We start from the raw sequence: 18,894 nt of genomic DNA, 5'->3' as shown, positions 1-18,894 counted from the left end.
GGTTTGCGCCATGGGTAAGGCATCGCGGCGCCGCAGGACCGGCGCAGACCAGGGCTCCACCGACACCAGGCGCACGAGGGTCGAGCCGGCTCCCTTCGTCGCGCGCCCGTTCCAGGGCCTGCCCAACGAGACGGACTGGGTCGCGATGCGCGAGATCCTCCCCGCCGCCACGGCCACCATCGCCTTCGCCGACGGCAAGGCTCCCGAGTCCTCGCCGACCGAGGTCACCGTGGCGACCGTGCTGCCGATGGCCTGGCCGGGCCTGCACCGCGCCGACGGCACCGTCTTCCTCGGCACCCAGTCCGGCTCGGTGTCGGGCGACGCCTCGCGTGACCTCGCCACCAGCCTGCTCGCGGCCGCCTCTGCGGAGCAGGGCACCCCGATCGCCTCGACGCCTGCCTCGACCGTCGAGACGCCGCGGCTGCAGGACCTGCTCGACACGACGAGGCCCTTCGAGGTCACCGTGCACGAGGGCTTCGACTTCTGGGTCGGCGACAGCGAGCTCGACGACGACGCCAAGGCGTCGCTGGAGCGGGCCAACGAGTCGGTCATCCCCACGACCAAGATGGACGCCGCGCCTTCCGCGTACTGGTGCCGCATCGGCGAGCGCACGCACATCCGCCTCGTGCTGCCCGAGGACGAGGACGTCGCCACCGACGCCCTGTCGCGGCTGCACGCCGGCGGCGAGAGCGGCCTCGGCGGCGAGACGCGCCTCCTCGGCGCCTTCCGCGCCTGTGGGCTCCTCGTCCCCGTCTGGGACCTCGACCCGGAGCTGACCGCGGCCGACTACGAGTCCGAGCTCGCCTCCTTCATGACGCGGTACGCCGTGGCGGTCGAGTCGACCGAGCCGCTCACCGCCGACGAGCGGCGCGCGAAGTCGGGCCTGCTCAGCCGCCAGGTCACCCTCCGCTGACATGACCTCCACGGAGCTCGTATGACGTCCGCGGACGGGCGCCGCGTGGGCGTCGCCGCGGTGCTCCCGGCCAAGGACGAGGCGGAGCGGATCGCCGCGACGGTGACCGCCGTGCGCGCCATACCCGGCGTGGACCTGGTCGTGGTCGTGGACGACGGCAGCTCCGACGACACCGCCGAGCTGGCGCGGGAGGCCGGCGCCGAGGTCGCCCGGCACGCCCGCAACCGCGGCAAGGCCGCCGCCATGACGACCGGTGCGGCGCACGTCGCCCGGCACGAGGCGGTCGAGCGCGGGGCCGACGCCACGCTTCCGGCGCGCCCGCTGCTGTTCGTCGACGGCGACCTCGAGGCCTCCGCCGCCAACGTCGCCGGCCTCGTGCCGCCCGTCCTCGAGGGCCGCGCCGACATGACCATCGCCACCTTGCCGCCGCAGAAGACGGCCGGCGGCGGACGTGGGTTCGTGGTCCGGCTGGCGCGCAAGGGGATCGCCGACCTCACCGGCTTCGAGGCCGTGCAGCCGCTGTCGGGGATGCGCTGCATCACGCGCGAGGCGTTCGACGCGGCGACCCCGCTGGCCCGCGGTTGGGGCGTCGAGGTCGGGCTCACCGTCGACGTGCTGCTCGCCGGGATGCGCGTCGAGGAGGTGCCCTGCGACCTGCACCACCGGGTCAGCGGGAGCGACTGGCGCGGGCAGCTGCACCGGGCCCGCCAGTACCGCGACGTGGCCCTCGCCCTGGCGCGTCGGCGCGCGCGGCGCGGCCTGCGCTGACCAGACTGCACCCCATGGGGGCCTCGGTGCGGACACGGCTGGGGACGGCCGGCACCGCCGCGTCGTTCGTCCTGCTGCTCCTCGTCGGCGTCGCCGGCACCAACGCCGCCCGCCCGGGTCTCGGCCCGCGGGGCTGGGCCCCGGGCGACCTCGGCTGGCACCTGACCTCCGCGGTGGTCACGGGCCTGCTGTGGGCGGCATACGTCGTGGGTGCGTTCGGGGTGCTCGGCCGCTTGCGCGAGGCCGGTCGCGGACCGGGTACGGCCGTCGCTGTGGGCCGGGCGGCAGCCTTCCTGCGGGAGTGGCGGGTGCCGCTCCTGCTGGGGGTGGCGGCGCTGCTCACCGCGCCGTTCGGGTCGGCCGACCACACCAACTACGCGGCGTACGGTCGCATCGCCGCGGGTGGGGGCGACCCGTACCTCACGCCGCCGGACCAGTGGGCGGCCGGCGACCCGGTGACGAGCCGGGTGGAGCCTCCGTGGACGCACACGGTGAGCATCTACGGACCGTTCGCCACGGCCCTGCAGGCGCTGACGTCGCTCGTCGGTGGCGACAACCTGCGCCAGACCGTCTGGGCCTGGCAGGTGCTCGTCGTGGTGGCCTGGCTCGCGGTGCGGCTACTCCTGCGACGGGCCGGGGCCGACCGGCAGCGGGTCGACACCCTGTGGACCCTCAACCCGCTGGTGTTCGGCATCGGCGTCCTCGGCGCGCACGTCGACCTGGTCGCCGGGGCCCTGGTGCTCGCCGCGCTCGTCGTCGCCTCACGCAGCCCTGTGGTCGCCGGGCTGGTCGGTGGGCTGGCGGTCTCGACCAAGGTCACCTGCGGCGTGGCCGGCGTCGCGCTGCTGCTCGCGTGGTGGGTGCACGAGCGGGGTTCCTTCGTGCGACGAACGGTCCAGGTCGTCGTCGCCGCCCTGCTCGTCGCGGTGCCGCTGCACGTCTGGGCGGGGCCTCACGTCTTCGACCAGCTCGACCGGGCCCGACGCTCGATCTCGCTGGCCACGCCGTGGCGGCTGCTGTTCGAGTGGCTCGCGGGCGGACCCCTGGCCGCGTCGACCGCCCGCACGGTCATCACCGCACTGTCCGTGGTCCTGGCCGTCGGCCTGGTCGTCGTCCTCACCCGCCTGACCCGCGACTCCGCGGCCCTCGCCGTGACGGCGCCCGGGCAGGCACACCTCGTGACCACGGTGGCGGCGGCGCGGTGGCTGGTGGTCCTCAGCGCCGCGTACACGCTGGCGGCGCCGTACTCGCTGCCCTGGTACGACCTGCTCACCTGGGTGGCGCTGCCCCTGCTGGCACCCGGCGTCCTCGACGTCGCGCTGCTGGTGCGGCTCGCGACGATGGGCGTCGCCTACGTGCCGGGCCGGGTGGTCGGCATGACACCCTCGGTCGAGCGGCTCACCCTCGGCGTACGCCGCCGGGTCGCCCCGTGGCTCGTCCTCGGGGTCTGGGGGTGGCTCAGCCTCGCCGCTTCGCGCGGGTGGTCGCGCCGGCGCGAGCCTCGTCCTCCAGCACCCTGACGCTGACGGCGATGATCAGCGGCACCGCGATGATGGCGCCGTTGGCAGGGATCGCCACGCCGGAGTCGTTGATGGCGAAGCCGATGGTGAGCATCACGAGCAGCGCGATGAGCCCGGGTCGCAGCGTCGGGCACGCCTCGTACGACCGCTCCAGCGCCCGGGAGCCCCACGAGGTGGGCCGGGCGAGGATGTAGATGACGAAGACCAGCGCGATGGGGACGAGCAGCGCGAGGCGGTAGTTGCCGAACAGGATCGTGATGTTCTGCTCGAGCTTGCGGACGACGATGTCCCACGCGCCGCCGGTGAACAGCGACTCGAAGAACCGCCCGAGGTGGGACTGGTCGTCGGTGGGACGCAGCGAGTCGAGGAACCCCACGAGCAGGAACAGCCCCACGGTCACCCCGGCGATGATCGCGCCGCGACGCCAGGTCACGCGGATGCCGAGGATCGCGAGCACGAGGTAGGCCAGCGCCGGCAACAGCGCGGGCGGACCACCGCCGTCGGCGCCCCAGACCGGGGACCCGTCGACGACGACCGCAGCGAGGCCGATGACCAGCACCGCCAGGGCCGCCCGGCGCGGCTGGCCGCGCTTGACGTAGTAGCCCGACGCCGCGATGCACAGCAGGATCGCGGAGGTGGCGAAGAGCGCGAAGGTGACGTTGCCCATGCCGTAGAACCGGCCGCCCACCACGGGCTGCAGCCCCATGAGTGAGGAGATCTGCAGGCGCCCGCCCAGGATGATGTCGATGCCGAGGACGAGCAGGGTCGCCAGCGAGACGGCGGCCAGCGGCCCGGTGAGGCGGCCGCCCCACGGGCCCAGGAACGCGATGGCCGACAGGACCGCCACGAACAGCCCGACCGAGCCGACGATCGCCAGCATCGGCACGGGGGCCCGCCACCACGGGACGAGGTTGGCCAGGAACGTCGCGGCCGGCACCGTCGCGGCGACGACAGCCACGCGGCGCACGATGCGCAGCAGGCGCAGCCGCAGGTCGGTGGAGCCGAAGTCGCGGCGCCACACGATCGCCGCGAACAGGTAGATCGCGATCTGGGTGTAGACGACGCCGTTGAAGAACGGCGGCACGAGCGCGTGGACCTCGTGGCTGGCCTCGTCGAAGTCGATGAGTCCCCGCAGCCGGTCGCGCGCCGCCGACTCGGAGTTGTCGTCGGCCTCGCCGCGGTAGAGCGGCGAGCCGCCGAGGCCCGAGGGGACCGGGACAGCCGCGGCGTGCAGCAGCGTCACGGTGAGGTCGGCCGCCTGGACGAGCCCCGGCTGCTTGGTCGACTTGGAGTCGAGGGTGCCCGAGCCGAAGTGCGGGCCCTTCGCCGCGACCAACCGCAGCCGCTCGCTCGACCCGGCGTCGGAGAGGCTGGCGACGACGACGTCGGAACCGCTCGGGGCCGCCTTCAGCACCTCGCTGATGCGCTTGTCGATGACGGCCGCCTGGTCGGCGCGGCTGCCCGCGCTGGAACCCGAGCCGGCGCCGGCAACCTGGGGCTCGCCCGGCGGGAGGTCCGCGGGGTCGCGCAAAGAGCCCACGTCGACGAGCGTGACGCGGCAGCGGGAGAGCTCGCCGGTGAGCTGGGAGGCGTCGTACGCGGCATACCGCGGCACCGCTCCCGAGCTGTAGGCCGCGCCGACCCCGGCTCCGGGGCCCACGGCCTGGACGCACTGCCCGTTGGACGCGAGGGTCTCGCCGAGCGTGCCGAGGTGGGAGCCGAACCGCTTGGCGTCGGCGGCCTTGACGTAGTGGTCCCACCCGGGGACGACGCCGCTGTCCACGGTGGGCACGGGCGGGCACGGGTCGGTCGTCGTGCGGTTGCCGCCCTTGCCGGTGCCGGCCGCGGCGGCCCGGTCGCCTGCCGACAGGCTGAGCCACCCGTCGATGGGGCAGGTGTTGGTGAACACCGAGCGCACCGACAGCGCCGCGGTGGAGCCGTCGCGCAGCAGCGACCACAGGGCCGGCGTGGCCTTGGCGTCGACGTCGCTCCAGGTGAGGCCGCCGGTGCCGACGAGGATCACCGGGTTGGGGCCGTCGGTGGCCGGGGCGGCCAGGGGAGCGCCCTCGACGACCGACGTGGCGGTGGATGGGGTCCGTGCCGAGGCCGAGGCCGACGTGGAGGCGGTCGACGCGGAGGCGCTCGTGCCCGGGGCGGTCGAGGACGTGGCGGCTGCGGTGCGGACGGTGGCGGGGAGGACGACAGCCGACAGGATGGCGAGCAGGCCGGCGAGACGGAGCAGGGCGCGGCGGGTCACCGGTACAGGCTACGGGTCGGCCGACGCGCAAGAATGGGCGCGTGACGACGACGACCCCGGCCACGGCGCCCCCAGGACGCCCGCCGCGACGCGTCGGCGCCGCCACCTCCCGCATCTCTGCCGCCGTCGCGCGGGCCACCCGGTGGACGGCCGCGCAGGTCAGTGGGTGGTCGAGCCGCTCGCGGTGGGCGCTCGCGGTCTTCATCGTCCTGGCCGGGGCCTCGATCCCGGTGCTGCGCTACCTCGTCTTCTGGCCGCTGGACCAGTGGCAGGTCGACGTCGAGGTCTACCGCGAGGCCGGTGTCTCGATCCTCACCGGACGGCCCATCTACTCGGCGATGACCGAGGCCCCCCAGCTGCTGCCCTTCACCTACCCGCCGTTCGCCGCGGTGATCGCGGTGCCGCTGGCGCTGCTGCCGTTCGGGGCGGTCGGGTGGCTCTGGACCGCCGCCCAGGTCGCGGCCACCACGGCCATCGTCTGGTACGCCGGGTGGCGGCTCATCCACCGCACCGGCCCGCTGGCGCCGGTCACCCTGGCCCTGCTGACCGTGCCGATGCTCTGGCTGCACCCGGTCTCCGACGGCCTGCGGTTCGGCCAGGTCAACGCCTTCATGGTCCTGGCCTGCCTCATGGACCTGCGCCGTCCGCGCCCCGGCGTGCTGCGCCGCATCCCTCCGGGCGTCCTGGTCGGGCTCGCCATGTCGATCAAGCTCACCCCCGGCGTCTTCGTCGTCCACTACCTCCTGAACAAGCGGTGGAAGGAGGCCGCGACCGCGGTCGGCACCGCCGTCGCCGTCACCGTCGGGGCGTGGCTGCTGCTGCCCGAGGCGTCGTTCGCGTTCTGGGGCGGGGCGCTGCAGGACCCCACCCGGCTCGGGCCCAACGCCGGCACCTCCAACCAGAGCATCCGCGGGTTCCTCCTGCGCGTAGGGCCTGACGGGTTCGCCGGCAACGTGCTCTGGCTGGTCCTGGTCGCCGTCGTCGGGGTCGTCGGCTACGCCCTCGCGCGCCGGGCCCACCGGGCGGGTGACTCGATCAGCGAGGTCGCCGCCGTCGGCCTCATGGCGGTCCTGCTCTCGCCGGTGGCGTGGATCCACCACCTGCACTGGATGGTTGTCGTCGTCCTGGCGGTCCTCGGCGCCGACCCGTGGCGCGACCGTCGCCGGCTCGTCGCAGCGGCCGTCGTCACCGGCTTCTTCCTGTGCCGCATGCCCTGGTGGGGCATCTCGTGGCTCAGCCACCCGCACTGGCCCCAGTGGCCGGGACGGATCCTGCAGAACGCCGACACCTTCGGGTCGCTGCTCGCGCTCGGGCTGCTCTGGTGGGCGCTGCACCTGCCCGAGGCGGTACGGCGCGCGGAGGCGCCGGGCGTCGAGCCCACCGAGGTCGGGGCGGCCGAGCGGTGAGGGTCGCCGTCCTCGACGACCACCAGTCGGCGTTCGGTCAGCTCGACGCGGCTCGACGCCTCCACGGCCACGAGGTGGTCACGTTCGGCGACCCGGTCACCGGGGACGCCCTGGTGGAGCGGCTCGACGGCTTCGACGCGGTCGTCCTGCTCCAGCAGCGCACCGCGCTGCCCGCTGAGGTCGTCGCACGGCTGCGGACGGTCCGGCTCGTCAGCCAGACGGGTCGCAACACCGGACACCTCGACCTCGCCGCGCTCGCGGCCCGCCGCATCACGGTCTGCGCCGGTGGCGCAGGGTCACCCGCCGCGACGGCAGAGCTCACCTGGGGGCTCGTCCTCTCCGCGCTGCGCCACCTGCCCGCCGAGGTGGCCCGGCTGCGCGACGGGCAGTGGCAGGGCTCGGTCGGGACGTCGGTGGCCGGCCGGGTGCTGGGCGTCTACGGGTACGGCCGCATCGGCAGCAGGGTGGCTGCGATCGGCCGGGCCTTCGACATGCGGGTGGTCTGCTGGGGCCGATCGGGTTCGCAGGACCGGGCGCGCGAGGCCGGGTACGAGGTCGCGAGCAGCCGGGAGGCGTTCTTCGCCGGGGCCGACGTGCTGTGCGTGCACCTGCCGCTCAACGCCGGGACCCGGGGCATCGTCACGGCCGCGGACCTGTCCCTGATGAAGCCGGGGGCGCTCTTCGTCAACACCTCGCGCGCGGGACTGGTGGAGCCCGGTGCACTGGCCGCCGCCGTCGCCGCGGGCCGACCCGGTCGCGCCGCCGTCGACGTCTTCGACACCGAGCCGGTGCTCGACGCCGCCGACCCGCTGCTGGCCCTGCCCGGTGTCACCGCGACGCCACACCTCGGCTACGTCACGTGGGACGTACTCGAGAGCCTCTACGGCACCGCGGTCGACCAGGTGCTCGCGTTCGCCGCCGGCGACCCCGTCAACGTCGTCGGGTGACCGGTACGCACGGACGACCCGCTTCAGCGGTGGAAGACGCCGATGATCTCGAGCGCCGTCACCAGCGCGAGCAGCAGGCAGACCGTGCCGCCGACGCGACGGATGGTCGCGAGCTTCACGCGTGAGAGCAGGACCCGGCCGAGGATGGTCGCGAGCCCGGAGATCACGACCAGCGCGAGGAACGCGCCGAGGAACACCGACAGCGGCTCGTGGTAGCGCAGCACCAGGGTCGCGGTGAGGATCTGCGACAGGTCGCCCCACTCGGCGAGGAACAGCACCCCGAACGACACCCCGATGGCCTTGAGCCCTACGGCCGTGGCAGCGCCCTTGTGGGAGAACTCCTCCTCCGCCTCGGCCTCCTCATCGTCGGCCTTGGACGCCCCGCGCAGCAGCAGCACGCCGCCGACGAGGAACATCACCGCCGCGAAGATCTCGACCGGGCGCTTCGGCAGCTGGGCGAGGAGTCCACCCACCGAGACCGCCACGAGCGTCTGCACGAGGAACGCCAGCGACACCCCGATCCACACGAACAGCGGCCGGAACCGCGTGGCGAGCACGAGGGTGGCGATGAAGGTCTTGTCCGGGAGCTCCACGAGGAAGATCGCGCCGAAGACGATGGCGACGGTGAGCAGGCTGAGTTCCATAGGGCGTCGACTGTATCGGCGTGCCCCCAATACGCTTCCGGGGTGTCCGACACCGCCGTGGCCCTGACCGCCCTCGTCGTCGCGGCGCTCGCGCTGGCGGTCGCCGCGTGGGCCGTCGCGCAGGCGGCGCAGGTGCGCGGCCGCCTGCGGCACGTCGAGTCGCAGCGACCGGTGGGTGCAGGTGACCTCGCGGCCCTGCGGTCCGACATCGCCCAAGCGCTGCGGCACGTGGCCGTGGTGCGCTACGACGCGTTCGGCGACATGGGTGGGCGGCTGTCGTTCAGCGCGGCGGTGGTCGACGACCGCGGTGACGGCCTGGTGTTCTCCTCCATCCACGCACGTGGCGAGTCCCGCACCTACGCCAAGGGTGTCGTCGGCGGCGGCTCCGACGCGACCCTGACCCCCGAGGAGCAGCAGGCCCTCGCCGCCGCCCGCACCGGACACCAGAAGGCGTGACACCCGTGAGCACCCCGACCTCCCCCGCCCCCGCCCGGTACGCCTACCTCGGACCGGCCGGCACCTTCACCCAGATGGCCCTCGACGCCTGGGAGCCGTCGGCCGGGGCCGAGCAACGGCCCTGCGGCTCGGTCGACGCCGCCCTGGCCCTGCTGCGTGCCGGTGAGGTCGACGGCGCCATGGTGCCGATCGAGAACTCCGTCGAGGGCGGCGTGAGCGCCACGCTCGACGCCCTCGCCAGCGGCGACCCCCTCGTCGTGGTCGCCGAGGTGCTCGTCCCCATCACGTTCGTGCTCGCGGCCCGACCGGGTACGCCGCTGGAGCAGGTCCGCGCGGTCGGCACCCACAGCCACGCGTGGGCGCAGGTCCGCGGCTGGATGGACGCGCACCTCGGCGGCGCGACCTACGTCCCCACCCTGTCGACCGCTGCTGCGGCGGCGGGGCTGGCGGGGGACGGCCCGGGTACGGCGGGTGAGCAGGCGGCATACCAGGCGGCGGTCTGCGCCCCGGTCGCCGCCACTAACCACGGGCTGGAGGTGCTCGCCGAGGACATCGGCGACAACGCCGCGGCGGTCACGCGGTTCGTGCTCGTGGCGCGGCCAGGGCGGCTGCCCGACCGCACGGGGGCGGACAAGACGACGCTGGTGCTGTTCCAGCGCGACGACCACGCCGGTGGGCTGCTCGAGCTGCTGGAGCAGCTCGCGGTGCGCGGCATCAACATGTCCCGGCTGGAGTCACGCCCCACCAAGGCCTCGATGGGCAGCTACTGCTTCTCCGTCGACATCGAGGGACACGTGCTCGACGAGCGGGTCGGCGAGGCTCTGCTCGGGCTCAAGCGGGTCTGCGCCGAGGTGCGGTTCCTCGGCAGCTACCCGGCGGCCCACGGCACCGCGGTCCGGGTCACCCCCCACACCACCGACGACGCCTTCGCCGAGGCCCGCGCCTGGCTCCGCTCCCTCCGCACCTGACCGGCGCCGGACGACCCGCGCCTGACGCTCCTGGCGACCCGACTCGCCCGCCGACCTCCACCCCGCCCCATCCCCGCAAAGCGGGTGTCCTTCCGGGACACCTGCACAAATAGGTCCCGGATTGCCGAACGACACCCGCTTTGCCGGGGCGAGGGGCGAGGGGTGCGGCGGCGCGGCGGTGCGGCGGCGAGGGGTATGGCGTGGGGCCGGCTACTTCTCGCGCCAGGCGCGTTCGAACGGCAGGCGCCAGGCGTGCGGTGCGACGAGCTGGTGGATGGCGTTCGGGCCCCAGGTGCCCGGCGGGTAGGACTTGACCTCGGGCGGGTTGGCCAGCAGCGGCGCCGACCGCTCCCACAGCGACTCGATGCCCTCGGCCGTCGTGAACAGCGTGTGGTCGCCGCGCATGGCGTCGAGGATCAGCCGCTCGTACGCCTCGAGGACGTCGCCGGCGCGCTCGGTCTCCTGCGTGGAGAACTGCATCGACAGCTTCTCCAGGCGCATGCCGGGGCCGGGGCGCTTGCCGTAGAACGAGAGCGACACCTTGGACTCGTCGGCGAGGTCGAAGGTCAGGTGGTCCGGGCCCGCGTTGCCGACCCCCGAGTGCGCCGGGAACATCGACCGGGGCGCCTCCTTGAACGCGATCGAGATGATGCGTGCGCCCTCGGCCATCCGCTTGCCGGTGCGCAGGTAGAACGGCACGCCGGCCCACCGCCAGTTGTCGAGGCCGACCTTGAGCGCGATGAACGTCTCGGTGTCGGAGTCGCCCGGCACCCCCTCGAGGCTGGTGTAGCCGGTGAACTGCCCGCGCACGACGTCCTGCGGCTCGACGGGCAGCAGTGACCGGAAGACCTTGTTCTTCTCCTCCGAGATCGCCCGCGGCTCCAGCGCGGTCGGCGGCTCCATCGCCACGAACGCCATGACCTGGAACAGGTGCGTGACCACCATGTCCTTGTAGGCGCCGGTCGCCTCGTAGAAGCTGGCGCGCTCGTCGAGGCCGAGGGTCTCGGGGATGTCGATCTGCACGTGGTCGATGAAGTTGCGGTTCCAGATCGGCTCGAACAGCCCGTTGGCGAACCGGAACGCGAGGATGTTCTGGGCCGCCTCCTTGCCGAGGAAGTGGTCGATCCGGAAGATCTGGCTCTCGTCGAACGTCTCGTGCACCTGGCCGTTGAGAGCGATCGCGGTCTCGAGGTCCTCGCCGAACGGCTTCTCCATGACCACCCGCGACCGCTCGACGAGCTGCGCGTCCCGCAGGACCTGGATGACGGCGACCGCCGCGCGAGGTGGCACCGAGAGGTAGTGCAGCCGCAGGACGTCCGGCCCGAGCTCCTCCTCCGCGCGGTGCACCGCCTCCGCCAGGGGACCGGGGCCGGCCGACTGGGGGACGTAGACGAGGTGGTCGTCGAACCGGTCCCACTGCTCCGGGGTCAGCCGGTGGGTGCCGTAGTCCTCGACTGCCTTGCGCGCGAAGTCGCGGAACTCCGCGTCGGTCAGCTCCTCCAGAGAGGTCCCGACGACGCGTATCGCGGGGGCGAGCTCGGAGGCGGCGAGGTGGGCCAGTGCGGGCAGCAGCTTGCGCCGGGCGAGGTCGCCGGTCGCCCCGAAGATGACGACGACATGGGGCTCGGCGCGTTCGAGCGCTGCCCGTGAGGCCCGCGCGTCCGCGGCTGCCGGGTAGGAGATCGTCTGGGCGCGGTGCGCAGTCGGCTCGGGCACGAGCCGACTATCCCACCGGGACCGGGGCCGTGCACCCGGGTCGTCGGAGCCAGGCGGGCGCGGCCGCCGCCCGGGTCGTCGGACTCAGGCGACGGCAGCGGCCACGCGCTGGGCGGCCTTCTCGCGGCGGGTCGCCTTCCACCAGTGGTAGGCGAGCAGGGCGCAGACGACGCCGTTGAGCATGCCGGCGACGACGTCGGAGATGTGGTGGGCGCCGCGGTAGAGACGGGCGAGCCCGACCAGCACGGGCAGGACACCACAGACGGTCATCACGAGACGGCGCAGGCCGTCGCGCTCGATACGGGTGGCGGCCATGAGCAGGAGCGAGAAGTAGAGCGCGGTCGAGGCGCCGGTGTGGCCGCTCGGGTAGCTCGAGGTGGGCGGCGACGCGTCCATGGGGATCGCCGGCGGGCGCTGGCGCCCCACGGCCATGGTCGCGAACAGGAAGATGGTGGCCTGCAACGAGATCGAGACCAGCGGCACGACCGACCAGCGCAGGTCACGGGTGCGCCACCACAGGATCGCCACCACGAGCAGGCAGACCCCGATGACGTACTCGGTGTTGCCGACGTGCGAGAACACTGTGCTGACGGGGTCGAGGGTGTCGGTCCGCGCGCGGTTGAAGTCAGCGGAGATGCGGTCCTCGTGGTGGTCGATCACGGACAGCGGCCCGGTGATGAGCAGTCCGAGCCCGACCACGACCGCCCAGACCCCTATGCCGGGGAGGACGGTCCGGGTGACGAGGTCGCGGCCTTCTTGCCAATGAATCCGAGCCATGAGGAGAACGTAATGCCCACACCCAGCACATATCCTGCAAGGACGTCGGAAGGGAAGTGCGCGCCGACCATGAGCCGGTCCAGCCCGACCACCAGGACGACCACCACGGCGACCGCGACCCCGACCCGGCGGCCGGTCGTCGTCAGCAGCGGCCAGAGCAGGAACACCATGACCGTGGCAACCACCGCGATGTTGAACGCGTGGCCGGAGGGGAACGAGTAGCCCGGCGCGTGCGAGATCGGGTCCTGCACGACCGGCCGAGCGCGGCCGACCAGCGACTTGGCCTGCAGGCCGACGTTCCAGGACACCATCATCGTGACGAACGCCCACAGCGCCCGGTTGCGCAGCCCCTTGCGCAGCCACGTCCACAGCGCGACCAGGGTGGCCAGGATGTAGACGACCCAGGGCTGGCTGACCGCCTGGATGAACAGGAACAGCCCCGACAGCCCGTGGTCGCGGGTCGCGGTCGTGGTCGCGCGGATCACGTCCTCGTCGAACCGGACCAGCGGGTCGAACTTCTGGCGCACCGCATACCCCAGGAGCAGCACGGGCAGGGTGAACAGGACCATGGCGACGACGCCGCGGGCCAGCCTAAAAGCGCGGCTGGGGCCGGGCCCCACGCGCCCGTCCCGGCTGGCCGTCGTCGCGCCCATCAGGCCGGCGACCCGACGCGGACGACCAGGGCGCCGGGCACGACCTCCGCGGCGATGGCCCGGGCCTTGCCGAGGGTGTCGCCGTCGATCTGGACCTCTTGCGGCCGGTCGGCGCGCACGCGGACCGTCTCGGAGGTGTGGTGGTCCACCCGCTCGTGGCCGGCCCGCTTCTTGGACGCGATGCGCGCAGCGACCGCGGCCCAGCCGACGACACCCTTCGGGGAGAGCACGACGGTGTCGAGCAGGCCGTCGTCGACCTCCGCCTCGGGCATGAGGACGAGGCCGCCGAGCAGCTTGCCGCAGTTGCCGATGACGACCGTGCGGGCGCGGCGGCTCAGCTCCTCCTGGTCGTCGAACTTCACGCGCACCTTGAACTGCGCGCCGCGCAGGTTCTTCGCGCCCGACACGACGTAGGCGGCGGGACCCACCTTGGCCTTGAGGCCCTCGGGGGCGTCGGCCATGATCGCGGCGTCGAAGCCGAGCCCGGCCATGACGAGGAAGATGTGCTGCGCGGGTCGCTCGTGCTCGCCGGACTGGTCGATGGTCAGGCGGCCGACGTCGACCCGCTTGTTCTGGCCCATGAGGGCGACCCGGAGCGCGTCACCGAGGTCGTCGACGGGCAGGTCGAGGTTGCGCGCCAGCAGGTTGCCGGTGCCGCCGGGCAGCAGCCCCATGGGGGTGTCGCTGCCGACGAGCGCCTCGGCGACCGCCCGGACCGTGCCGTCGCCGCCGAGCGGGCAGACGAGGTCGACGTCCTGCTCGAGCGCCTGACGGGTCTGGCCCTGGCCGACGTCCTTCTGCGTGGTCTCAAGGAACAGGGGGGTGGCCCAGCCGAGCGCCGCCGACTCCTCGGTGATCTGCCGCTTGACCGCGGCCAGGTCGTCGAACTTCGTCGGGTTGATGATGATCGCGGCGCGACGCGTGGGGGTCTCTGGCACGGTGCCCTCCGGGCGGAAGTCGTTGCGGTGCGGGCGGCGCCCCCACCGGCGTCCCCGATGGGCACCACCCGACCTGCTTCCGCGCATCCCCGCCCACCCGGCGACACCGAGAAGCAGGAGGACGACGAGGACGGCCACCACGAGGGCGACCCAACCGGAGTGTTCGTGGAGCACGGGGCGACGCTACAGGGCTGGTGGGCGGGCTGCCGTACTGTCGTCGACATGAGGGACGGAGCAGCCGACGCGGTGGTGCCGGACACCAAGGACTGGACCTGGACGCTCGAGCGGCCCTGCCCCGAGTGCGGGTTCGAGGCCGGCGCCGTCATCGCCCCCCAGGTCGCCGAGCAGGTGCTGTCGCTGACCGCCCCGTGGCGTGGCGTCCTCGAGCGCCCGGACACCGCGCGCCGCCCGCGGCCGGACGTGTGGTCGCCCCTGGAGTACGCCTGCCACGTGCGCGACGTGTGCCGGGTCTTCGAGGGCCGGGTGCGCCAGATGCTCGCCGAGGACGGGGCGCGGTTCGCCAACTGGGACCAGGACGAGGCTGCGGTGTCGGGGCGGTACGGCGAGCAGGACCCGGCCGTCGTCGCCGACGAGCTCGTGGTGGCCGCGGTCGCGACCTGCCGCACGTTCGAGGCGGTGGACGGCGACGCCTGGCAGCGGCGCGGCCTGCGCAGCAACGGCTCCGAGTTCACCGTGCTGACCCTCGGCCAGTACATGCTGCACGACCTCGCGCACCACCTCGTCGACGTCGGCGTCGTCCCCACCGCCGCAGGTCGCTGACCCGCGCTGACCACAGTCGGTCGCTGACCGCAGACGGTCGCTGACCACCGCGGGGCAGGGAGCGCGTCAGGCCTTCTGCGGGTGGCCGGTGAGCGCGGCCGCCCCGCCCATGACGAGGAAGATCGAGCCGGACACGTACTTCTGCCGCTCGACGGCCCGCGGGTGCCGCCCGAGCCACTGCCCGATGGTGCCGGCGCTCAGGGCGTAGAGGCTGTCGAACGCCGCCCCGATGACGACGAACACAGCGCCGAGCACGAGCACCTGCGACCAGATCGGCCCGGACTCGCGGTGCAGGAACTGCGGGAAGAACGCCACGAAGAAGACGGCCGTCTTGGGGTTGGAGATGCCGACGAGGAACGCGTCGCCGAACGCCCGGCGCGGGTTGGTGACCGGCACCCGGTCGAGGGCGAAGTGCCCCTTGCTGCGGAACTCGCGGACCGCCAGCCACAGCAGGTAGGCCGCGCCGGCGTACTTCACGACCGAGAAGGCCAGCACCGACGAGCTGATGACCGCGGACAGCCCGAACGCCGTCGCCACCACCATCAGCGCGGTCGCGGTCTCGATGCCGGCCATCGACGCGATCGCGAGCCGGCGGCTGCCGTGCCCGATGCCCCGCGAGATGAGGAAGAGCATCGCCGGCCCCGGCAGCAGGATGAGCGCGGTGGCGGCAAGGGCGAAGGCACCCAGGGTGGCAGCGGACGGCATACGGCAAGGATCGGGCCCGGCCGCCGCGGGAGGCAACGGGAAATCGACTGGTGGACGCTCGCTAGGCTGGCCCGCGTGATCGACATCAAGCTCCTGCGCGAGGACCCGGACCGCGTCCGCGCCTCGCAGCGCGCCCGTGGTGAGGACGAGGGGATCGTCGACGCGATCCTCGCTGCCGAGCAGACCCACCGCTCCTCCCTGACGGAGTTCGAGCAGCTGCGCGCCCAGCAGAAGTCGATGGGCAAGCAGGTCGCGCAGGCCCAGGGCGACGAGAAGCAGGCGCTGCTGGCGCAGACCAAGGACCTCGCGGCGCGGGTCAAGCAGCTGCAGGCCGACGCGGACGCCGCGCAAGCCTCGCTCGCCACCCTGATCCGCCAGGTCGGCAACGTCGTCGAGGACGGCGTGCCGGTCGGCGGCGAGGACGACTACACCGTGCTGGAGACGGTCGGGGAGATCCCCGAGTTCGACTTCGAGGCGAAGGACCACCTCGCGCTCGGGGAGTCGCTCGCGGCCATCGACATGGAGCGCGGCGCCAAGGTCGGCGGCTCGCGGTTCTACTTCCTCACCGGCGTCGGTGCGCGGCTCGAGCTGGCGCTGCTCAACATGGGCATCGCCCAGGCCGTCGAGCACGGGTTCACCCCGATGATCACGCCCACGCTCGTCAAGACCGACGTGATGGCCGGTGCCGGGTTCATCGACAAGCACGGCGAGGAGGTCTACCGGCTCGCCGACGACGACCTCTGGCTCACCGGCACCTCCGAGGTCGCCCTCGCCGGCTACCACGCCGACGAGATCCTCGACCTGTCCGGCGGCCCGAAGCGGTATGCCGGCTGGTCGGCCTGCTACCGCCGCGAGGCCGGGTCGCACGGCAAGGACACCCGCGGCATCATCCGCGTGCACCAGTTCCACAAGGTCGAGATGTTCACCTACTGCCGCGTCGAGGACGCCGCCGCCGAGCACCAGCGGCTGCTCGGCTGGGAGAAGGAGATGCTGGCCAAGATCGAGGTCCCCTACCGCGTGATCGACACCGCGGCCGGCGACCTCGGTGGCCCTGCGGCCCGCAAGTTCGACTGCGAGGCGTGGGTCCCGACGCAGGGCCGCTACCGCGAGCTCACCTCGACCTCCAACTGCACGACGTACCAGGCGCGGCGGCTCAACACGCGTGAGCGCGACCCGAACGGCCAGGGCACCCGCGCCGTCGCCACGCTCAACGGCACGCTCGCCACGACCCGCTGGATGGTCGCGATCCTCGAGAACCACCAGCAGGCCGACGGCTCGGTCGTCGTCCCCAAGGCGCTGCAGCCCTTCCTCGGCCTCGAGGTCCTGAAGCCGGTCTAGTCCACCGGGGGTGCTTCCGGACCGTCGCGGTTAGGTTGGACCGATGACCGAGCGACAGCTGCCCAAGTGGTCCGAGCTCAAGCCGCTGCTGCGGCCCAAGCCGATCGAGCTCGACGCCAGGAAGCGGCGCCTGGACGCCGCGCTCACCATCGCCGACCTGCGCGCGGTGGCCAAGCGGCGTACCCCCACGTCGGTCTTTGACTACACCGACGGCGCCGCCGAGGGCGAGATCAGCCTCCGTCGCGCCCGCCAGACCTTCGCCGGGCTCGAGTTCCACCCGGCGATCCTGCAGGACGTCTCCGCGATCGACCTCACGACCGACTTCCTCGGCAAGCCCTCCGCACTGCCGTTCTCGTTCGCCCCCACGGGTTTCACGCGGATGATGCAGCACGAGGGGGAGCGAGCGGTCGTGCGCGTCGCCGACCGCATCGGCATCCCCTACTCGCTCTCGACGATGGGCACGACCTCGATCGAGGACGTCGCCGCAGCCGCACCGGACGCCCGCAAGTGGTTCCAGCTCTACGTCTGGAAGGACCGCAGTGCGGGCGAGGAGCTCATGACGCGGGCCAAGGAGGCCGGGTACGAGGCGCTGGTCCTCACCGTCGACGTCCCGGTCGCGGGGGCCCGGCTGCGGGACACCCGCAACGGGTTCGCCATCCCGCCGGCCCTGACGGTGCGGACCGTCGCCGACGCGGCCCTGCACCCGAGCTGGTGGCTCAACCTGCTCACCACCGAGCCGCTGACCTTCGCCTCGCTCGCGTCGTGGGACGGCACCGTCGCCGAGCTGCTCAACACGCTCTTCGACCCGACCATGACCGTGGCCGACCTGGAGTGGGTGCGGTCCTACTGGGACGGTCCGCTCATCATCAAGGGCATCCAGACGGTCCACGACGCCAGGCTCGTCATGGACGCCGGGGTCGACGCGATCGTGCTGTCCAACCACGGTGGCCGGCAGCTCGACCGCGCGCCCGTGCCGCTGCGGCTGCTGCCCGTCGTCCGCGAGGCGCTCGGTGACGACGCGGAGATCATGCTCGACACGGGCGTGATGTCCGGCGCCGACGTCGTCGCCGCGGTCGCACTCGGAGCGAGCAGCGTCATGGTCGGCCGCGCCTACCTCTACGGGCTCATGGCCGGAGGCGAGGCCGGGGTGCAGCGCGCCGCCGACATCCTCGCCACCGAGGCTCGACGCACGATGGCGCTGCTCGGCGCGCGCCGGATCGCGGACCTCGGTCCGCAGCACGTGCGCCTTCCGTAGGCTCGGGCCCATGGCCCGCCCCCACCTCGTCGCGCTCGACGTCGACGGCACGACCATCAACCACGCCGGTGAGCTGTCCCTGGAGGTCCGGGCCGCGGTGAGGGCCGTGGTCGAGGCCGGCCACCACGTCATCATCGCGACCGGGCGGTCGATCCCCGCGACCACGTTCATCCTCGACGAGCTGGGCATCACCACCGGGTATGCCGTGTGCTCCAACGGGGCGGTCACCCTCGAGCTGGATCCCGCGGAGGACAAAGGGTTTCGCGTCGTCGAGGCCGTCACCTTCGACCCGGCGCCGGCCCTGACGCTGCTGCGCGACGAGTGGCCCGACGCCGTCATCGCGGTCGAGGACCTGGGCGTCGGGTTCAAGCTGAGCGCGCCGTTCCCCGACGGGGAGCTGCAGGGCGAGCTGCGGGTCGTGCCGTGGGAGGAGCTGGTCGCCGAACCCGTGACCCGTGTGACGTTCCGTTCACCCTCGGGTACCGCGGAGGACTTCCTCGAGCTGACCGAGCGCATCGGCCTGCACGGCGTGAACTACGCGGTGGGGTTCAGCGCCTGGCTCGACCTCAACCCCGAGGGCGTCTCCAAGGGCTCGGCGCTGGAGATCCTGCGCCGGCGGCTCGAGGTCGACCCGCGCCACACCGTCGCCGTCGGCGACCAGCGCAACGACCTTGAGATGCTCCAGTGGGCCGCCCGGGGCGTGGCGATGGGCAACGCCCCCGACGAGGTCAAGGCCGTCGCCGACGAGGTCACCCTCGACGTCGACGAGGACGGCCTCGTCCCCGTGCTCCTCTCCCTGCTCTGAGCCCGACCGGCGCCGACAGCCCCACTTCTGCCTTCACGCCAGTAGTGG

At 73.0% G+C, this 18,894-nt stretch carries 18 protein-coding genes; 11 read left to right on the top strand and 7 right to left on the bottom strand.

The genetic code is table 11. The features are described from left to right. The first annotated feature begins 10 nt into the window (after nt 1-10). The 3 genes from AB4Z02_RS01625 to AB4Z02_RS01615 are packed head-to-tail and all read left to right on the top strand — an operon-like array spanning nt 11 to nt 3,201. Complete coding sequence (locus tag AB4Z02_RS01625; RefSeq protein WP_441968786.1) at nt 11-913, top strand: DUF5926 family protein; 903 nt, start codon at nt 11-13, stop codon at nt 911-913. 21 nt (nt 914-934) lie between these two features. Beyond that, nucleotides 935-1,681: a glycosyltransferase gene (locus AB4Z02_RS01620; RefSeq protein ID WP_441968784.1), complete on the top strand. Its 747-nt coding sequence runs from the start codon at nt 935-937 to the stop codon at nt 1,679-1,681. A 14-nt stretch (nt 1,682-1,695) separates the two neighbouring features. Continuing rightward, nucleotides 1,696-3,201, top strand: a complete 1,506-nt coding sequence (locus AB4Z02_RS01615; protein WP_441968782.1) for a hypothetical protein — start codon at nt 1,696-1,698, stop codon at nt 3,199-3,201. Here AB4Z02_RS01615 and AB4Z02_RS01610 read toward each other — a convergent pair. Then, entirely contained in the window at nt 3,140-5,458 is a 2,319-nt protein-coding gene (locus tag AB4Z02_RS01610) for a hypothetical protein (RefSeq protein ID WP_441968780.1), read from the bottom strand. The two genes, AB4Z02_RS01615 and AB4Z02_RS01610, sit on opposite strands and share 62 nt — an antisense overlap. A gap of 41 nt (nt 5,459-5,499) precedes the next feature. Here AB4Z02_RS01610 and AB4Z02_RS01605 point away from each other — a divergent pair, with 41 nt between their 5' ends. Together AB4Z02_RS01605 and AB4Z02_RS01600 are read left to right on the top strand one after the other, a co-directional pair. After that, nucleotides 5,500-6,864, top strand: coding sequence for a glycosyltransferase 87 family protein (locus AB4Z02_RS01605; RefSeq protein WP_441968778.1), 1,365 nt, complete (start codon nt 5,500-5,502; stop codon nt 6,862-6,864). After that, a complete protein-coding gene (locus tag AB4Z02_RS01600; protein ID WP_441968776.1) occupies nt 6,861-7,811 on the top strand; it encodes a D-2-hydroxyacid dehydrogenase family protein in 951 nt (316 codons plus the stop codon). Before AB4Z02_RS01605 ends, AB4Z02_RS01600 begins: the two co-directional genes overlap by 4 nt. A gap of 23 nt (nt 7,812-7,834) precedes the next feature. On the opposite strand, the gene AB4Z02_RS01595 is transcribed toward AB4Z02_RS01600, so the two are convergent. Further along, a complete protein-coding gene (locus AB4Z02_RS01595) occupies nt 7,835-8,455 on the bottom strand; it encodes a TMEM165/GDT1 family protein (RefSeq protein ID WP_441968774.1) in 621 nt (206 codons plus the stop codon). 42 nt (nt 8,456-8,497) lie between these two features. On the opposite strand from AB4Z02_RS01595, the gene AB4Z02_RS01590 reads away from it, so the two are divergent. Then, nucleotides 8,498-8,911, top strand: coding sequence for a DUF4446 family protein (locus AB4Z02_RS01590; RefSeq protein WP_441968772.1), 414 nt, complete (start codon nt 8,498-8,500; stop codon nt 8,909-8,911). 5 nt (nt 8,912-8,916) lie between these two features. Further along, a complete protein-coding gene (pheA, locus tag AB4Z02_RS01585) occupies nt 8,917-9,879 on the top strand; it encodes a prephenate dehydratase (protein ID WP_441968770.1) in 963 nt (320 codons plus the stop codon). Between the two features lie 210 nt (nt 9,880-10,089). Here the strand turns inward: pheA and zwf are convergent, their stop codons facing one another. The 4 genes from zwf to AB4Z02_RS01565 all read right to left on the bottom strand — a co-directional run bounded on the left by zwf (nt 10,090) and on the right by AB4Z02_RS01565 (nt 14,137). After that, nucleotides 10,090-11,595: a glucose-6-phosphate dehydrogenase gene (gene zwf, locus AB4Z02_RS01580; protein ID WP_441968768.1), complete on the bottom strand. Its 1,506-nt coding sequence runs from the start codon at nt 11,593-11,595 to the stop codon at nt 10,090-10,092. An 84-nt stretch (nt 11,596-11,679) separates the two neighbouring features. Beyond that, complete coding sequence (locus tag AB4Z02_RS01575) at nt 11,680-12,372, bottom strand: phosphatase PAP2 family protein (protein ID WP_441968766.1); 693 nt, start codon at nt 12,370-12,372, stop codon at nt 11,680-11,682. Then, on the bottom strand, nt 12,309-13,025 hold the full coding sequence (locus AB4Z02_RS01570) for a phosphatase PAP2 family protein (RefSeq protein ID WP_441968764.1): 717 nt from the start codon (nt 13,023-13,025) through the stop codon (nt 12,309-12,311). The genes AB4Z02_RS01575 and AB4Z02_RS01570 overlap by 64 nt, the downstream gene beginning before the upstream one ends. Next, a complete protein-coding gene (locus tag AB4Z02_RS01565; protein ID WP_056882893.1) occupies nt 13,025-14,137 on the bottom strand; it encodes a diacylglycerol/lipid kinase family protein in 1,113 nt (370 codons plus the stop codon). Before AB4Z02_RS01565 ends, AB4Z02_RS01570 begins: the two co-directional genes overlap by 1 nt. 48 nt (nt 14,138-14,185) lie before the next feature. Here AB4Z02_RS01565 and AB4Z02_RS01560 point away from each other — a divergent pair, with 48 nt between their 5' ends. Then, entirely contained in the window at nt 14,186-14,743 is a 558-nt protein-coding gene (locus AB4Z02_RS01560) for a DinB family protein (protein ID WP_441968762.1), read from the top strand. Between the two features lie 66 nt (nt 14,744-14,809). On the opposite strand, the gene AB4Z02_RS01555 is transcribed toward AB4Z02_RS01560, so the two are convergent. Beyond that, nucleotides 14,810-15,448: a LysE family translocator gene (locus AB4Z02_RS01555; RefSeq protein WP_441968760.1), complete on the bottom strand. Its 639-nt coding sequence runs from the start codon at nt 15,446-15,448 to the stop codon at nt 14,810-14,812. Between the two features lie 75 nt (nt 15,449-15,523). Here AB4Z02_RS01555 and serS point away from each other — a divergent pair, with 75 nt between their 5' ends. The 3 genes from serS to AB4Z02_RS01540 are packed head-to-tail and all read left to right on the top strand — an operon-like array spanning nt 15,524 to nt 18,846. Beyond that, complete coding sequence (serS, locus tag AB4Z02_RS01550; protein WP_056882896.1) at nt 15,524-16,786, top strand: serine--tRNA ligase; 1,263 nt, start codon at nt 15,524-15,526, stop codon at nt 16,784-16,786. 43 nt (nt 16,787-16,829) lie between these two features. Continuing rightward, the gene (locus AB4Z02_RS01545; RefSeq protein WP_441968757.1) at nt 16,830-18,041 is read left to right on the top strand and encodes an alpha-hydroxy acid oxidase; all 1,212 of its coding nucleotides are present in this window, start codon (nt 16,830-16,832) and stop codon (nt 18,039-18,041) included. Between the two features lie 10 nt (nt 18,042-18,051). After that, the gene (locus AB4Z02_RS01540) at nt 18,052-18,846 is read left to right on the top strand and encodes an HAD family hydrolase (protein ID WP_441968755.1); all 795 of its coding nucleotides are present in this window, start codon (nt 18,052-18,054) and stop codon (nt 18,844-18,846) included. The last annotated feature ends 48 nt before the right edge of the window (nt 18,847-18,894 follow it).

This window comes from Pedococcus sp. 2YAF34 (genome assembly GCF_052114585.1).
Lineage (GTDB): Bacteria > Actinomycetota > Actinomycetes > Actinomycetales > Dermatophilaceae > Pedococcus.
This window is presented reverse-complemented; position numbering and strand designations above follow the sequence as displayed.

Excerpts from the sequence above, each read along its gene's own strand:
- AB4Z02_RS01625 (WP_441968786.1), top strand. The coding sequence starts at position 11 with ATGGGTAAGGCATCGCGGCGCCGCAGGACCGGCGCAGACCAGGGCTCC.
- AB4Z02_RS01620 (WP_441968784.1), top strand. The coding sequence starts at position 935 with ATGACGTCCGCGGACGGGCGCCGCGTGGGCGTCGCCGCGGTGCTCCCG.
- AB4Z02_RS01615 (WP_441968782.1), top strand. The coding sequence starts at position 1,696 with ATGGGGGCCTCGGTGCGGACACGGCTGGGGACGGCCGGCACCGCCGCG.
- AB4Z02_RS01595 (WP_441968774.1), bottom strand. The coding sequence starts at position 8,455 with ATGGAACTCAGCCTGCTCACCGTCGCCATCGTCTTCGGCGCGATCTTC.
- AB4Z02_RS01575 (WP_441968766.1), bottom strand. The coding sequence starts at position 12,372 with ATGGCTCGGATTCATTGGCAAGAAGGCCGCGACCTCGTCACCCGGACC.
- AB4Z02_RS01570 (WP_441968764.1), bottom strand. The coding sequence starts at position 13,025 with ATGGGCGCGACGACGGCCAGCCGGGACGGGCGCGTGGGGCCCGGCCCC.
- AB4Z02_RS01560 (WP_441968762.1), top strand. The coding sequence starts at position 14,186 with ATGAGGGACGGAGCAGCCGACGCGGTGGTGCCGGACACCAAGGACTGG.
- AB4Z02_RS01555 (WP_441968760.1), bottom strand. The coding sequence starts at position 15,448 with ATGCCGTCCGCTGCCACCCTGGGTGCCTTCGCCCTTGCCGCCACCGCG.
- AB4Z02_RS01545 (WP_441968757.1), top strand. The coding sequence starts at position 16,830 with ATGACCGAGCGACAGCTGCCCAAGTGGTCCGAGCTCAAGCCGCTGCTG.
- AB4Z02_RS01540 (WP_441968755.1), top strand. The coding sequence starts at position 18,052 with ATGGCCCGCCCCCACCTCGTCGCGCTCGACGTCGACGGCACGACCATC.